The sequence below is a fragment of the Wolbachia endosymbiont of Armadillidium vulgare str. wVulC genome, from assembly GCF_001027565.1.
In the GTDB taxonomy this organism is placed as follows: Bacteria; Pseudomonadota; Alphaproteobacteria; order Rickettsiales; family Anaplasmataceae; genus Wolbachia.
The window spans coordinates 244,266-260,001 of sequence record NZ_ALWU01000001.1; the positions used below are offsets into that span (position 1 = coordinate 244,266).

Genomic DNA, 15,736 nt, shown 5'->3' on the forward strand with positions numbered 1-15,736 from the left:
TAGTTTATTTTAATTTTATATAAATGTACTGCTAAAGCAAGATTCTTTCTCTTTAATATACAGTTGGTACGAAACTTCAAAAAAAGTTGCTAAATATTTATAGCGATAAAATTGTTATTTTTAATCGTTTATTCTCTTCTTAACTAATTATACATTTCCACTTGGATGAAAAATCAGCATTTCTAATTTTTTCCAACTGTAAATTAGAGTCTTTACAAGTTTCACAAATATGGTATAATAAAACTAATCTTTATAGAGGGTATATGACAACAACAGAAAATAGTAATAGAATTACTATAGCATGTGAGCAAGCGGAAAATATTGCTTACTTAGAAAGAATACAAAGACCATTAAAAAATGAAGTATTTTACGATGCAGAATCTGGCTTTGGAGATGCATTAGAAAATGAAGCATCTTATGATTCAAAATCTGATTTTGAGTATTTTGAAGATGTGTTAAAAATAAAAAACAACATCGATAGGGAAAACAAAATTAAGCAGCTTATCAAAGATGATGTAAACATAAATGCTACGAAAGATGGCAAAACTATTCTAGATATTGCTATAGAAAAAAGATGCTCACCAGAAATTGTAAAGTCATTGGTAAGCAATGGTGGTAAGATTAATACTATAGATGCTGACGGCCGTACTGTGTTGCATAGGTCTGTTAAGAATAAAAATAGAAAAGTTGTTGAGGTGCTTTTAGAAGCTAAAAAAAGAAGTGCTTTGGCATCCATTAGCAGGACTCTTTTTAGCATTTATGCTATGTCATCCAATAGAAGTCAACGCTAAGGATAATGACAATTTTACTGCCTTAGATTATGCTCATCATGGCAGTGAAATGTATAGCCTGCTGCAAAAATATGGAGCACAACATAGTGAAAAATTTTTATACTTACGTAACCTTAACATAGAAGAATTAGATTTAAATAAACTTGTTTCTGATAACAACTACTGCTTTGATATATTTACAAAAGCATTGGAGATTGAAGATACATACAAGAAGAAAGAGACTATAGATTGGTTACTAAACAATGGTGCCAACATTAATGTTATTAAAGATAATCAAGCACTACTGAGTATCACAGCTGCAAAAGGTGATGTTGAAAATGCTGTGCTACTGCTTGAAAGGGGAGCACGTGGAGAAATAAACTCTCAAGACGCTGAAGGAAGAACGTTATTACTAAATGCAATTATTCAAGATAAGTTGGATCATGCAAAATATCTCATGAAACAGAAAGTTAACGCTAATATACCAGATAATAATGGAAATAGTTTATTACACTATGCTGTTGTCAATACAGCTGACGCTACTTTTTATGATTTGCTTAAGAATGGCGCAGATTTCTATATAAAAAATCATGACAACCTTACAGCATTTGAATATGCTTTTCATGTAGGAGTAGCTCCTGGGAAAGCCGTTTATTTATTCAAGCTATATATAGAAAAAGGTGACCAGGATAAAAATACACAGTTAGTGAAAAATTTTAGATTACCTTCTGGTGAAACATTACTTGAGTATTTTTTCAACAATAAATTATTTGATAGTGCTCAATCCTGCATAAATTTAGGAGCGAATGTTTCGCGTAATGGATCATCTTTACTGATGCAAGCTCTTCAAAATAGAGATATAGAAGGTATTCAGTTTCTTTTGCGAAATGGAGCAGATGTTTTAAATAATAAGAAAAATGGTAAATTATATTTCCAAGTAGCAGTTGGGTGTGTAGCGATGTTTTCACTTGGTATGGGAGCTGCAGCTACGTTTACTTTAATTAAAATGTCTCCGCTAGCGTTAGCGATAGTAGCTACAACCATCTTTTTGACTGCAATAGCAGCTATGTCTCTGTTTGTGTTATATAAGAGAGTAAAAGAAGAACGCATGCACGAGAATAATACTGAATTTAACATAAGCCTAAGAGAAGCAGCTAATGATTTGTTTAGCGGGTTATCAACTGTAGCAGAAAAAGGAGCAGAAGCAGGTGCACTATGCCTGGAAGTAAAGGAAAAGGCTGAAAGTGTAGTTGAAAAAATAACATTCAAACAGGAATTAATTGCGGCAAAATTTAAAAATATACAAAGGATACGCTCTAACATTCCTATTTCTAATTTACACCTGCTGTCACTTGTTTATCATTCCTCATTGGAAGTATCATGGGCTATTTTTCAGGCAATAACTGATCCAACTCTTGTAAGTACGATTTTAACTGCCATAAGTGAAAGAAGATTGCCTGAAAATAAGCAGTGGGCTAAGGTATTAAAAGATACAGTACCAAACTTAATAAGAAATCAAGAAATTATGCAGAACGTTATAGTACCAACTCTTACTGATATTTTAAAGAGCTTGTCGGAGTCAAAAGAAGAAAGAAAATTTATAATCTATACTCTGGTCTGCCTGAAAGAAGTGATTGATGAAGTTTATACGACATCGGTACAAGAGTCATTACGTAGAATTTTAGGAATAGAACTTGCAAATAGCTTAAATGGTACAATGCGGGCAATAAATAACTTACTCAACTGTTATGGACATGAAGAAGTAGAGCACGCAAAAATTGCAAATGAGTTAGATTATAGAGTAGGTAAACTTACACCGAAACAAACAGAGCAACTTGTTAGAGAGTTAGGAGAGAGAGTAGGGCCTCTCAGAGAGTTTGAGGGTCAAATTGCAGATAAACAATCAATCAGTAAATTGGTAGATTATTGTTTGGATCCAAAACCGAATGACAGGGAAGCAGCTGCAACACTATTAGGTTATATATGCGTATATACTGAAGGTTTGGCTGCTGAAGCTGGTAATTTATCTCATGTTGTACTTGTTAAGCACGTAGGAGTAAATCGGGTAGCACAGCAAGGCTAGAAATAGTAAGATAGTTTCAGGAGCAAAGTACAGTAAGTGGGTAGATTATGGCAAGGCTAGAAAGTGTGCAGTATTATGCTAGATTGCTCCGTTGAATGATATGAGAACACACAAATTGAGGTATTAGTATAATGAGAATTTTTTAAAAAATTCTAGAGAAAGTGTTAAGTACAGTCTTTCTTATTAAGATAGGGAGCTCTTGTTCAGGAGAGTAGTCAAAGAAGTCATGTATTAATTCAGTGATCATATTTTACCACACTCTATCGTGATATTTCTATATTAGAAACCTTAATTATATAAATTGATTATTGACACCTGGCACTTAACTAATCAGTTATTTACTCTAAATATATTATACGTATACTTATTATTAAATTAAATTTGAAATGATAAGAAATGAGTGAATTTAAATCAATCCGCAATATTGCAATAATTGCACACGTTGACCACGGAAAAACTACTTTACTTGATAACATGTTAAAACAAAGTGGCACGTTTCGTGAGAATCAAGAAGTTCAAGAACGAGTGATGGATAGTGGTGATCAAGAACGTGAACGTGGGATTACAATACTTGCAAAATGTACGTCAATAATGTGGGGTGATGAGAAAATCAATATCATTGATACACCAGGACATGCGGATTTTGGTGGAAAAGTGGAAAGGGTGCTCTGCATGGCAGATGGTGTATTACTACTGGTTGATGCTGCAGAAGGTCCAATGCCACAGACTAAGTTTGTGTTGTCAAAAGCACTAAAGGCAAATTTAAAACCGATTGTGATAATCAATAAGGTTGATCGACCAGACAGCAGAATTGATGAAGTACTAAATGAAATATATGAGTTATTTTTTAACCTTGATGCAACCAACGAGCAACTAGATTTTCCAGTACTCTATGCTTCAGGTAGAAATGGTTGGTGTGCTAAGGAGCTACTTCTTCTTTTTCCACACCTTCAACTGATATTCTACTACATAAGACTTGATTTGGTGAATTCCCCACCACATTCGCAAGAATTCTACCTTTACTACCTTCCATTTTAGATGCCCAACCTGACCGCCAATGTTCCTCTTGCTTATCCTTTTTTATTTTATACAATTCTTTTGAACTTGGCATTGATGAATTTTTCGAGTTTAAACCAAGCCTTTCCTTTCTTTGAGCATTCTCAGAGCTTCTTTTTCGGCTTTTAAATTTTCTACCTCTATTTTTAAGTTTTCGCAAGGTTCTAAAAGTTTTACCATATTACCTCATAGCTATTCTATGATTAGACCACCTTGCTACTCCCCTGAACAGATACGGAGAATTAACTGACAGAAGAATTGAAAACTAATATCAGCATTCTGTTAAATGTATGTTACTTGTAGAGATTAAGTTTTGTCTTTTACAATTTATCTGTACTTCCTTTGATTCATTTACTTGAGTATTAGGTCTTAGTGTTGTATGTGTAACGTAACCAGCTACGAGTGCAGATACTATTGCTATACCAACCATTAACCATATATCTAATTTAGTTGTATGCTCAAGTGCAATATATGTTGCTAACCCAACAGCAAGAACAGTACTAGCATTAGCGATGTATGTTGTTTTTTTTCTTAGTTGTCCAGTTGCTTCATTTTTGGTTTCTAATATTTTCTTTTCTTGCTGTGAATGCTGGATTTGAGTATTTAGTTTATTTTTTTCAGCTTTTAATTCTATATTTTCGTTCTGAGCTGTCTTCCTTGCATATTCTAAGGATCTATTTAACCGTTCAGCTCTATCCTTTTTAGTTTGTAAGTCTTTATTTTCCGCCTTTAGTTGCTCAAGCTTACTTATTTTTTGTTTCATTTCACTGCTCATTTCATTTTTTAGTTCATTTCTTATTTTATCTTTTAATGTAGCTACTGCTTCTTCTGAGCTTTTTTTACCTTTTAACTCCAGCACGTCTTCAAGCAATTCTGCTAGATCTATTTTTGCTGAGTGGGGCACATAGTATGGGTGAGTTAAAATATCTCTCATCTCTTTTAAGTTGTGAAAGTTAAGCATAATAAACCTCAATACTAAAAATTTATCATGTAATACATTAAAAATTATAAGATCAAGAAAAATTTGTATTGTAACGAGGCTAAACTAAAAATGGCAGACATTAAAATTGCTGTATTTGCTCAATTGTGCTAACTTAAAGCTTAAAACTGAAAAATATTTATGTTAGAAGAAAAATACAGCTTTAGAGAAATTGAAGACAAATACAACATATTATGGGAAGGTAGTAAAGTTTATAAATGGAATGGTGAAAAGGATAATACTTTCACTATAGATACGCCTCCACCAACGATATCTGGAAAGTTGCACATTGGCCATATATTTAGCTATTGCCATACAGACTTTATTGCAAGGTTTCAACGTATGCTGGGGAAAGATGTATTTTATCCAATTGGGTTTGATGATAATGGGCTTCCCACTGAAAGGTTAGTTGAGCAAACCTATAAAACCCGTGCAAAAGAAGTTGGCAGAGAAAAATTTATAGAAATGTGCCATGAAGTTATTGAAAAGTCAAAACAAGAATTCAAGGAGTTGTTTAAGTCAATTGGTATTAGTTATGACTGGAATTTGGAGTATCACACAATCAGTAAAGAAGTTGTGACACTTTCTCAAATGTCATTCATTGATCTATATAATAAAGAGTATGCATACAGAAAAATGCAACCTATTCTTTGGGACCCAGTCGATAAAACTGCAATTGCACAAGCAGAAATAGAGGATAAAGTCTTTGAGTCATTTTTGAACACGATAGTTTTTTCCACTGAAGAAAATGAGCAGATTAAGATTGCAACTACACGGCCTGAGTTGCTTCCAGCATGTGTTGCAGTTTTTTGCCATCCAGAAGATGCACGCTATACTCATCTGATTGGAAAAACAGCTACAGTAGCAATAACAGAGGCAAAAGTTCCAATAATAGCTGATGATAAGGTAAAAATAGATAAAGGTACTGGGCTTGTTATGTGCTGTACATTTGGTGATGAGCTTGACATATATTGGCAGCAAAAACATAACTTGCCGATGAAAATTATCATTGATCAGAATGGAAGGATGAATCTGCATGCAGTGTGTGATCAAAAATGGATCCCAGTGTCAAGCACTGGGATGACAGGGGAGAAAGATGCTCAGTGTCAAGATACTCAGATGACAGAGGAGACACATGTCGGTGTCATCCGAGTAGCTGACACTGGGATCCATGGACTAAAAGTTAAAGAAGCAAGAAAGAGAATTATTGAAATCCTAACTGAAAAGGGCCTCTTGATAGAAAGTACTAGTATTTCTCATTCTGTCAAATGTGCGGAAAGATCTGGTACACCACTTGAAATATTACCTACTTATCAATGGTTTATCAAGATTTTAGAGCAAAAGGCTCAAGTATTAGATAAAGTAAGAGAATGTAATTGGCATCCAGAGTCTATGCGTAAACGTATGGAGGTGTGGATAGAAGGGCTAAATTGGGATTGGTGCATTTCAAGGCAGCGCTATTTTGGTGTGCCATTTCCGGTATGGTATTCAAAGCGTAAAGGAGAGGAAGGCAAAATTATTCTAGCTGAAGTAAAGGATTTGCCTATAGATCCACTTAAAGATTTGCCGAAAGGCTATAGCAAAGAAGAGGTTGTTCCAGATCAAGATGTAATGGATACTTGGGCTACAAGTGCAATTACTCCTCAGCTAAGTGCACTAGCAGTAAACAGTGAGCTCAGCTTGCCAAACCATCGCTATGACAAGATATTTCCTGCAGATCTGCGCAGCCAAAGCCATGAGATAATAAGAACTTGGGCTTTTTATACGATTTTGAAGGCACATTATCATGCAGATTCACTGCCGTGGAAAAACATTATGATTAGCGGTTGGTGTTTGGCTGATGATAAAAAAAAGATGAGTAAATCAAAAGGTAACATCATTACTCCTCATGTAATGCTTGATACTTATGGAGCTGATGTGGTTCGCTATTGGGCAGCAAACTCAAGACTTGGTGTTGACACAGTCTACTCTGAAAATATCTTCAAAATTGGCAAACGGCTCGTTACGAAACTTTGGAATGCCAGCAAATTTGTTTCCATATTCATGGAAAAACATCAAACTATGAGCATAAATTCCATCAGTGAGACGATGGACAAGTGGGCATTGTCCAAATTATATAAAGTGATAGAAAAGGCAACGAACAACCTATTACAATTTGAATATTGCGAAGCTTTAAGTGCAGTAGAAGAATTTTTTTGGAAAGATTTTTGTGATAATTACTTAGAGCTAGTAAAAAAACGTGCATACGGTAGCAGTGAAGCAAATTCAAGCGCTAAACAGAGTTTAGCATATGTTTTAAATATTGTTTTGCGGTTATTTGCACCCTTTTTGCCATATATTACAGAGGAGATATATCACCAACTGTATAGTTATAACTCCGTACATAATAAAAGTAATTGGCCTAGCAAGGAAGAATTGATCTATGATAAGCAGTCTGAAGAAATGGGAGATAATTTCGTGCAGATGTTAAACTTAGTGAGAAAAATAAAAGCGGATAATAATGTGTCAGTTAAGCACTTGATAAAAAAATTGATGATAAAAGCAAATGCAAAAGAGGATAAGTTAAATCAATCTGCACAGGATGATTTGCAGGCAATTTGCAATGCTGAAGTGATAGAATGGGTTGAGAGTACAGAGGCAGAGCTTATAACTGAGAATGGAAAATTTACTGTAAGTGTATTGATTGCATAACTTAGCATTCGTGTTAGCATGATAATTATTTAGCTGTGAGGGAATGGTGATGGGTGGTTCATATTATAGTAAAGCTAAAGGACAAGAAGACGATTATCATAACTTCGTTCAAAAATTTTTGTTTTTGCTCAATAAGATAAGAGAAAAAAATAAATCAATTCACACTGCTGTAGCTAATTTTAACGTATTATGTTTTTTAATAAAACATAATACCAATTTTAATGAAGATGAAGTATATAAAGCCATTATCCAAGATTACAATAGTATAGCTAGACCAGAGCTTCAAGATGAGGCTAAAAAAGTGTTGAATGGATATATTGAAAATGGTGTTGAAACAGTCTCAATATATAGAAGTTGTGCAGAAATTGAATTGAGGGCTAATAAACATGAATTCAAAATCAGTGAGTTTTTAAATAGTAATTTCTGTAAAGATAATGGAATTTTAGGGTTTTCAACGCTGCATAGCAATGGAAAAAGTGGAATACACGGCTTTGTTTCTGAAGAAGGGATAAGGTATTACATTGTAACTGATGGTTCATACGAAATGACTCTGAACTGGTATGATAAGGATGGAAAAAAGTGTACTATTATAATTAACATTGATGCTAGTGGTATAGAACTCATTGAGCGTAATAGTGTTACTGACGATCAGTTGAAAGCGAACAAAGATGTAAAAATAGGTAACTTATTCTTGTATCAAATAAAATTTAAAAATAAGGAGGAAGGCAATCATAAATCATCTGAAACCGTGATAGAAAATGGTAATAGAAATATTAACATTCAAACAACTCAAGAAATTGAGTGTGATAGCAAAGAAACTCAGATAAGTGCTACTAAAATGCAAGACAAAAGTACACAAGCTATAGATGACAGCTTAAACGAAGAGATTAATAAATTGGAAAAAGAAAATACAAGATTAACTGAAGATAAAGAGGCTATATTAGAACAATTCCAGCAAAAAGTGAGAGAGGTAGAGGAATTGAATGGAAAGGTAAGGAAAAAAGATGAAGCTTTGGCTGAAGTAACACAAAAACTCAAGCAGCCAAGTGATGAGTTAGAGAGTGAGTTTGAAAAGAGAAGAATAGAGAAGGAAGAGTTAGAATTGAAGTTAATGGAAGCACGGAAAAAGATACAAAAGTTAAGTGAAGAAAAAGCTGAATTAGTGCAAGAAAAGCAAGGCTTGGAAGAATATGCTAAAGTTCTAGTTGTCAAAAGACAAACACTAATTGATCAAATAGGGCGATCAGATCTTAAACTGAACGAATCAATAAATGAAAATAAAAGGTTAGAACAAGAATTGAATGATACTAAAAAAGAGTTAGATGATAAATATAGTGAAATCCAGAGATTAGAAAGTCAATCACATGAATTAGAAAGTCAAAAAATAACAGAATTGGAAATGTGCTTAGCAGAGAAAGAGAAAAAAATAGCAGAGTTAGAGGTGCAGTTGGGAGAAGAAGAGAGCAAAGCTTCTGATTTAAGATCTAAATCATGGAGTTTAGAAGAAGACAAAAGACAATTAAAACAAGAGTTAAGTGAAGAAAAAGCTAAAGTAGCGCACGAAAAGCAAGTTTTGGAAGAACTAAATAATAAATTGGAAGAGAAAGAAACTGAATATTCCAATAGGATTAAAGAGTTAAAAAAATGTCTTAAGCAAGAAGTAGAAAAAAATAAAACTCTGCAGAATTATAGCAGAGCTCTAGAAGAAGAAAGTCAAAATCACTCTGAACAGTACAAAAAGTTACTATCTGAGAGACATATTCTAGAAGAAGAAATTTCACGTTTGGAGGATCAATCTTCATTAGCTCCTCAGGATTATATGAGCTCGGTACAGGATTTGGTAAAAGATATGATATGTTTGTTTAAAGAGAATGCGAAAGAAGGAGGTAACGTGATTATATTAAAGGAAACTGTGACAGAGATTTTTGGCAGATTTGACGAATTGCTCAAGCGTGAGGGAGTAAGTAATGAAGAAATAAAAGAGATGATTGAAGAAGCATCTGAACAAATGAAGGATAGTCCTGCTTCTTTGGATATCTTACCCACAAGTATAGAATTGATGAGCAAGTCGCCATCCCTCTGATAAATCAAAGAGACGTTTACATCCTTTCCAAAGAACATAAGGTCCTGGTTCTGGATCATTTTTTCTTGCTAAATGGCTTCCAAGTTCAGGAAACAGCTTCTTTTATAGTAGGAGTTACATTTGGGCATTTATGTATTTTTACGTATAAAACTTTCCATTCTTCTTCAGCTAATAAGGTGGTACATGGCAATAGATCTTGCAATTGTTGTAATAAAGAAAATTCTCCAATACTCATAACTGTTAGATATCTCATTAGCCTTTCTGCTGTTCCAAGCTTCAATTTTGAGGCCAGATTTTAAAATTTTGTGTAATATCTCTATTTTCTATCTCAGGCAATAATTTTTTCAACAGCTTCATCAAAAGTATTAACTGGTTAGCAGCATCCACTCTAGCGGTTTTTTTTCAAAAGAAGAATTTTTCTCAACAGCATAAACTGCGTAAAGTGGTAGGTTAGGTAACTCTTCGGTTTTATGTCTTATGCTGCTTTTGTCCGGATTCATCATAAATTTTCCAAATCTCACCTCCAAACACGCTGTCCTTTTTGGCTTATTATCTCTTGCAGGAATTTCAACTTTTATTATCCCTTGACAAGGAAAGCCTTTAACAACTTCCCATAATCTTTGCTTATCATTAGAAAATCTGGATTGTTTGTTTATGCTTCTATTTTGGTAAGCTCTTACTAAAACTGCTGAGTTAAGATTATGTGCACACTCAAAAAAATCATATATGTCTGCTTCTCTGTCACACACAGTGACAACTTCAGTTTGAGTACTATCTATAAGATTATTTGTTTTTTTTAAGGCTTCTAACCACCTCACACTCTTCTTATCTTCAATACGGATAGCAGTGTTATGCTTTCTTTTTTCTAAATTTTTGATTTCTTTAGAATTAGAAGGTCTCGAATGAATCTTTTGATCTAGTATTCCCAACACTAATCCTCCCGTACTAACAGCAAGAGCTGTATGCATTACCATGCCCTTAGCTTGACCATTACTCATCTTGCTAGAAATAGCCCCCAACCCCCATAAGTGTTGAAAGTGTCATAAGAAGAAGATAAAAGAGCTATTATTAAAGAAAAATGGAGGCAATAATGGATCAAATAGAAAGAATACTAAACTTAATAAAAGACGAGGATTTGGAAAGACTAGGAAAATCAACAGAGGTAGATAAATGTAATACTAAGTTAGTTGGTAAATAATATTTAAAGGCTTAATATTAATGGGTCAGAAAACAAGCTTAAGAGCACTAGAAATGGTAATAAATAGGTGTGTGATAGATAAAAATGATGATAAAAGTACAGTTACATACAGTGGCTTATCGAAAAGGTTAAAAGTTCTGATTATTTTAAAGGTGTATATATCGATTTAATAAGCAAAGTGGAAAAATTATTGCCCAGAAAAACGTCACATAACTTACATAGATTCGATTCAACAATTATAAATTTATCAGGGTACCTTATAAAAGATGGGTTAAAAATAGGTGATGACAGTCAAGTCAAAGTAAGCGTTGGATTAAAAGGCCAATTACCGACGAGTTTTGTCAAGGGCAAGAAGAAAGTAGCTAGCGCTGGTTAGAGCAATTAATGAAGCTAAAGTTAAAAAAGAGGATATTTTATTGTTTGATAGAGGGATTGCAAAAGTTGCAACTTTCACTGAGTTTGACAAAAAGGAGTACAAATTTATCACAAGAACATACTTAAAAAGAAGGTACTGCGTTATAAGAGAGAATGAAATTACGCAAAAACAACAACCAGATGGATCGGAAATTTTGGAAGATAATATAGTGAATCTTTACAGCGGAAGCAGAGCAATAGCAAGTACGACTAATAAAAATTAAAAATAGAACAGAAATGGTTTTTGACCAACTTATTTGAAATACCGGCTTATGAAGTAACACAAATATACAGACGCAGGTGGGATATAGAAGTATTTTTCAAATTTAAAACCTCGGATATAAGCATTTTTTAAGCCATGACATGAATGGAATAAAAGTGTATATTTATATGATTATTATTACAGCTTTATTATTTCTTGTTTATAAAATAAGAAACAACTTAGACGGATTTAAGATAGCACTATTACAGTTTACATTAGATCTTAATGACCCTTTTTTACGTTCAATTATCAGGAGGTAACTTACATGCCGTTGATCACCTTATATCACGCCATTTTTGATACTTTCAACACTTATGCCCCAACCCGCTTGTTTTTTTGTGGCCAGTATATGAAAGAAAACTTGTATCTTGAATTACAATAATTCTTTTATAATCTTTTGCTCTTTCAACAGTTTTTGTAATATGTGATGCTAAGATGTCAGCTTCTTTTATGCTCTCGTTTTGGAAAAAGCGATATGCTGCCTTTGCCTCTGACCAACTTTCACATGCTTGATTGATTGAACTTTCAGGCATATTTGCCAAGCTATCAGCAATATCTACTAATCGATCAGTTAATCTTTTATCCCCAAGTACAGCATTTCCAAATTCATTTTTAGCCCATTCATTACTCTTGCTTTCCATTTTACACCCTCAATATTTGCAAACTTTAATATTGTAATACTTTGTTTTTATGTCCATTTATATTTGTGGGTAATAGTAAGACTTTAGAAAACACAGGAAAATATGAGCTTGGTTTGTCGAATTTTCTTATTGACAAGAATATCACAGTACATCGAGCTAATACCCGCAAAGTAAAAAGCTTCATCTTGTCTCACGGAACTTTAGCAAAGTCTGATAAATCAGACGCAAGGGCTCTTGCTCAATATGGATTTGAACGTCATAGAACTCTCTCTCTATTTGTACCTACCCCTAAAAAACAAACAACTTTGATCGCACTTTGTCAACGTCGTTACGCAAATGAGAGCTCAAGAAAAATGCAGACTAGAAGCACCGGAAAATGACCATATGAAGGAAAGTTGTCAAAAAACTATAGAATTCTTTAATAGTCAAATAGATGAAATACTATACAAAAAATTATTGACTGCTATAGAAAATGGAGATCTCTCTGAAGTCAGAAAATTTGTTAGTCAGGGTGCTAATGTTAATGCTATAGAAGTGGGCATTTTTGGTAAGAAACCTATACACATTGCTGCTGAAAAAAATTACAAGGATATTATAGAGTTCCTTCTCGGTAAGGGGGTAAGCGTTGATGATACCAGTATAGCCCTTCTCATAACAGTCCAAAAAGGTCATAAGAAGAAAGAATCAACAGCATGACGAAAAGATGTGAATAGAGTTCCTGATTCTGTTTTTTATAGCAAACCAATGATGCTCAATTTTGTTAAAATCTGGAGAATACGGAGACAGATATAAAATTTCTGCACCAACCCCTTTAGCAAGTTCGGTAATCTTATTAGACTTATGAAAAGTAGCATTATCTGTAATAGTCCTTATAAGCTGTTATTTTGCTATAAATAGCTGTAATGGCATCATCTATTTTATTGCTATCACAGCCTATTTGAGCAAGTTCGGCATTTCCACCGCAATCCCTTTCGGTTACAGTAGATACTAGCTCTTTTGCATTGATCTTATCAGTCAAGTCTTTACTTACTTTGACAATCAAAACTGTTTTATCCTTTTCTGTTACCGTGAAGGCTATTACAGTTTTTGGTTTTTGTTGCTGCAAAACAAATTCCCTTATTATACTTACTGGAACGTCATTGAAAGTGTGGCTTACGAAATTTATTCCATTTATTTCGGTACTTTTTATATTCTCTACACTGACAAGCTTTTTATAAAGATTTTTTATTTTGATTTCAAATTCTTTGCGCTCTTGGCTTAAAATACTGAGTCGACTTATTATTTCATTTACTGGTGCTTTTACAGATTCTGCAACTTTTTTTAAGCTAATTTCATTATTGCGTACATAATTAATTGCTTCTTGATCGGTTAAAGCTTCAATTCTTCTTACTCCAGATGCAACGGAACATTCTGCTGCTATCTTAAACAAACCAATTTCTCCAGTACGCTCCACGTGTGTACCGCCACATAATTCTTTTGAATCTCCAATTTTTATAACCCTAACCTTATCACCATATTTTTCACCAAATAAAGCCATGGCTCCTTCGTCTATTGCCTGATCCATACCTTGAATTTTTGTAGATGTAGAAAGGTTTTCTCTGATTAGAGAATTTACTGTATCTTCTACTGAAAACAGCTGATCCTGAGTGACTGGCATGCTATGACTGAAGTCAAATCTTAGTCTATTTGGTGCGACTAGAGAACCTTTTTGAGTGACATGATCGCCCAAAATTTGCCTCAATGCAAAGTGCAAAAGGTGTGTAACAGAATGGTTTCTTTTTAAGTTTTGCCTTCTTTCTTTGTCAATGCTTGCTGTAACTGTGTCACCTTTACGAACTGAACCAGATCTCACGATACATCTGTGTAAATATAGGTCGTTAATCTTGTTGGTATTTTCAACTGTGATAATACTTTTGTCAGATTTGATTATGCTTCCAGTATCTCCCACTTGTCCACCTGACTCACCATAAAAAGGTGTTTTATCAAGTATAACGGTTATCTTCTCTCCCTCTTTCACAGAATCAATCATTTCATTTTTAGGAGAAATTATTGCTAGTACTTTTGCGTCCTTTACTTCATCACGCTCATAACCAACAAATTCCGTTTTGCCAAACTGATCAATTAAATTAAACCATACTTGTTCAACAGATTTTTCACCAGATCCAGACCAATTAGCACGTGCTCTTTCTTTTTGCTCTTTCATTGCATTGTCAAAACCTTTTTGGTCAAAATTTATTTTCCTTTCTTTCAAAATATCAAGAGTGATATCCAAAGGAAATCCATAAGTGTCATATAGTTTAAATGCTGATTCTCCAGGCAGAGTGTCACCTGATTTTAAATCTGCAGTAAATTTGTCCAAGAGATTAATGCCTTTCATTAAAGTGTCTTTAAAGTTTTCTTCCTCTGATTTTAACGTCGTTTCTATTAAGCTTTTAGCTCTGATTAGCTCTGGATAAACATCTCCCATATAAGCCAAATTTGTGCCATCTATGAGTGCAGGAAAAACAAGGTGCAATAGAGAATCATTATATCCAAGTAGGTGAATATAACGTGCTGCTCTCCTGATCAGTCTGCGTAGTACATAATTTCTGCCTTCGTTTCCAGGGAGCACTCCTTCTGCGATGAGAAATGCAGCTGCACGAAGGTGATCTGTGATAATCTTATGAGCTACTTTATTTTCCTTATTTCCACAGTACTCTTGCGATTTACTTACCAGAGCGGAAAATAGGTCGATATCATAGTTATCATGGACCTTCTGCATAACAGCTGCTATTCTTTCAAGACCCATTCCGGTATCGATGCATTTTTTTGGTAATTTTTGTAAATTACCTTTCTCATCTTTATTAAATTCCATGAACACCAGATTCCAGATTTCAATAATTCCGTCGTCCTCATGCAAATCAGGACTTCCATAATCGTAAAAGATTTCAGAACACGGACCGCATGGGCCAGCATTGCCCATGCTCCAAAAATTGTCATCTGTTGCAATTCTGATGATTTTATCATCTGAAAAGCCACTTATCTTATGCCAAATCTCATATGCTTCATCATCAGTGTGGTAGACAGTTATGGACAGTCTGTTTTTATCAAGAGGCAATTCTTCAGTGATAAATTTCCACGCGAGTTCTATTGCCGTTTCTTTGAAGTAATCACCAAAGCTAAAATTTCCAAGCATTTCAAAAAATGTGTGGTGCCTGGTTGTATAGCCAACGTTTTCCAGATCATTGTGTTTACCGCCTGCTCTGAGACATTTTTGACTCGAGACAGCACGTTTCATTTCAGTTTTTTGCGCACCGGTAAAGATGTTTTTGAACTGCACCATGCCAGCATTTGTAAACATGAGTGTTGGATCATGCTCTGGAATCAAAGGAGAAGAAGGAACTTGCTCATGATTATTATTTACAAAAAATTTTATAAATCTTTCTCTAATTTCGTTTAGCTTCATCGTTTTTACTGAGGTTATCTACGCATAATAAGCTGTAATGAGAGTAAAATCAATTTATCAATCTAAATATTGATATATATTATTTAGAATAATATATATAATTTTTATGTAAAA

Annotated in this window: 9 protein-coding genes and 6 pseudogenes; 9 read left to right on the forward strand and 6 right to left on the reverse strand. The window is 34.0% G+C overall.

Annotated features, from left to right (window positions below; genetic code table 11):
* Nucleotides 1-263: 263 nt before the first annotated feature.
* From wVul_RS09650 to wVul_RS01185, 3 genes and pseudogenes are all read left to right on the forward strand, one after another.
* A complete protein-coding gene (locus wVul_RS09650) occupies nt 264-791 on the forward strand; it encodes an ankyrin repeat domain-containing protein (protein ID WP_238580340.1) in 528 nt (175 codons plus the stop codon).
* Nucleotides 760-2,853: an ankyrin repeat domain-containing protein gene (locus wVul_RS09655; protein WP_238580341.1), complete on the forward strand. Its 2,094-nt coding sequence runs from the start codon at nt 760-762 to the stop codon at nt 2,851-2,853. The genes wVul_RS09650 and wVul_RS09655 overlap by 32 nt, the downstream gene beginning before the upstream one ends.
* 396 nt (nt 2,854-3,249) lie before the next feature.
* A pseudogene (locus wVul_RS01185) lies at nt 3,250-3,783 on the forward strand (GTP-binding protein); the annotation flags it as partial.
* Here the strand turns inward: wVul_RS01185 and wVul_RS09660 are convergent.
* Together wVul_RS09660 and wVul_RS01190 are read right to left on the reverse strand one after the other, a co-directional pair.
* Nucleotides 3,774-4,089 (reverse strand): annotated as a pseudogene (locus tag wVul_RS09660) (IS66 family transposase); the annotation flags it as partial. The pseudogenes wVul_RS01185 and wVul_RS09660 overlap by 10 nt on opposite strands.
* A gap of 91 nt (nt 4,090-4,180) precedes the next feature.
* On the reverse strand, nt 4,181-4,870 hold the full coding sequence (locus tag wVul_RS01190) for a hypothetical protein (RefSeq protein ID WP_153295413.1): 690 nt from the start codon (nt 4,868-4,870) through the stop codon (nt 4,181-4,183).
* A gap of 159 nt (nt 4,871-5,029) precedes the next feature.
* Between wVul_RS01190 and wVul_RS01195 the strand changes: the two genes are divergently transcribed.
* Nucleotides 5,030-7,579: a valine--tRNA ligase gene (locus wVul_RS01195; RefSeq protein WP_047758831.1), complete on the forward strand. Its 2,550-nt coding sequence runs from the start codon at nt 5,030-5,032 to the stop codon at nt 7,577-7,579.
* Between the two features lie 49 nt (nt 7,580-7,628).
* Nucleotides 7,629-9,662 carry a hypothetical protein gene (locus wVul_RS01200; RefSeq protein ID WP_238580342.1) on the forward strand — a complete coding sequence of 678 codons (2,034 nt, stop codon included), beginning with the start codon at nt 7,629-7,631 and terminating at the stop codon, nt 9,660-9,662.
* Here wVul_RS01200 and wVul_RS08205 read toward each other — a convergent pair.
* Nucleotides 9,618-10,684, reverse strand: a pseudogene (locus tag wVul_RS08205) (IS4 family transposase); the annotation flags it as partial. The gene wVul_RS01200 and the pseudogene wVul_RS08205 overlap by 45 nt on opposite strands.
* Before the next feature lie 196 nt (nt 10,685-10,880).
* On the opposite strand from wVul_RS08205, the gene wVul_RS08210 reads away from it, so the two are divergent.
* Complete coding sequence (locus wVul_RS08210) at nt 10,881-11,030, forward strand: hypothetical protein (RefSeq protein WP_153295416.1); 150 nt, start codon at nt 10,881-10,883, stop codon at nt 11,028-11,030.
* A 246-nt stretch (nt 11,031-11,276) separates the two neighbouring features.
* Nucleotides 11,277-11,498 (forward strand): hypothetical protein, encoded by a 222-nt coding sequence (locus wVul_RS01220; RefSeq protein WP_047758834.1) that lies wholly within the window; start codon nt 11,277-11,279, stop codon nt 11,496-11,498.
* Nucleotides 11,499-11,853: 355 nt separating this feature from the next.
* Here the strand turns inward: wVul_RS01220 and wVul_RS01225 are convergent.
* Nucleotides 11,854-12,177, reverse strand: a pseudogene (locus tag wVul_RS01225) (IS4/Tn5 family transposase DNA-binding protein); the annotation flags it as partial.
* An 80-nt stretch (nt 12,178-12,257) separates the two neighbouring features.
* Here wVul_RS01225 and wVul_RS01230 point away from each other — a divergent pair.
* Nucleotides 12,258-12,618, forward strand: a pseudogene (locus wVul_RS01230) (IS110 family transposase); the annotation flags it as partial.
* A gap of 15 nt (nt 12,619-12,633) precedes the next feature.
* On the forward strand, nt 12,634-12,873 hold the full coding sequence (locus tag wVul_RS09670; RefSeq protein WP_410543406.1) for an ankyrin repeat domain-containing protein: 240 nt from the start codon (nt 12,634-12,636) through the stop codon (nt 12,871-12,873).
* On the opposite strand, the pseudogene wVul_RS08215 reads toward wVul_RS09670, so the two are convergent.
* Together wVul_RS08215 and alaS are read right to left on the reverse strand one after the other, a co-directional pair.
* Nucleotides 12,846-13,041: pseudogene (locus wVul_RS08215) on the reverse strand (transposase); the annotation flags it as partial. The gene wVul_RS09670 and the pseudogene wVul_RS08215 overlap by 28 nt on opposite strands.
* A complete protein-coding gene (gene alaS, locus wVul_RS01240; protein WP_047758835.1) occupies nt 13,031-15,622 on the reverse strand; it encodes an alanine--tRNA ligase in 2,592 nt (863 codons plus the stop codon). The pseudogene wVul_RS08215 and the gene alaS, both read right to left, overlap by 11 nt.
* Nucleotides 15,623-15,736 lie beyond the last annotated feature (114 nt).

Bases quoted from the DNA above. Each gene is read 5' to 3' on its own strand.
- wVul_RS01190 (WP_153295413.1), bottom strand. From the start codon at position 4,870: ATGCTTAACTTTCACAACTTAAAAGAGATGAGAGATATTTTAACTCAC.
- alaS (WP_047758835.1), bottom strand. From the start codon at position 15,622: ATGAAGCTAAACGAAATTAGAGAAAGATTTATAAAATTTTTTGTAAAT.
- wVul_RS09650 (WP_238580340.1), top strand. From the start codon at position 264: ATGACAACAACAGAAAATAGTAATAGAATTACTATAGCATGTGAGCAA.
- wVul_RS01200 (WP_238580342.1), top strand. From the start codon at position 7,629: ATGGGTGGTTCATATTATAGTAAAGCTAAAGGACAAGAAGACGATTAT.
- wVul_RS01195 (WP_047758831.1), top strand. From the start codon at position 5,030: ATGTTAGAAGAAAAATACAGCTTTAGAGAAATTGAAGACAAATACAAC.
- wVul_RS09655 (WP_238580341.1), top strand. From the start codon at position 760: ATGCTATGTCATCCAATAGAAGTCAACGCTAAGGATAATGACAATTTT.
- wVul_RS08210 (WP_153295416.1), top strand. From the start codon at position 10,881: ATGGGTCAGAAAACAAGCTTAAGAGCACTAGAAATGGTAATAAATAGG.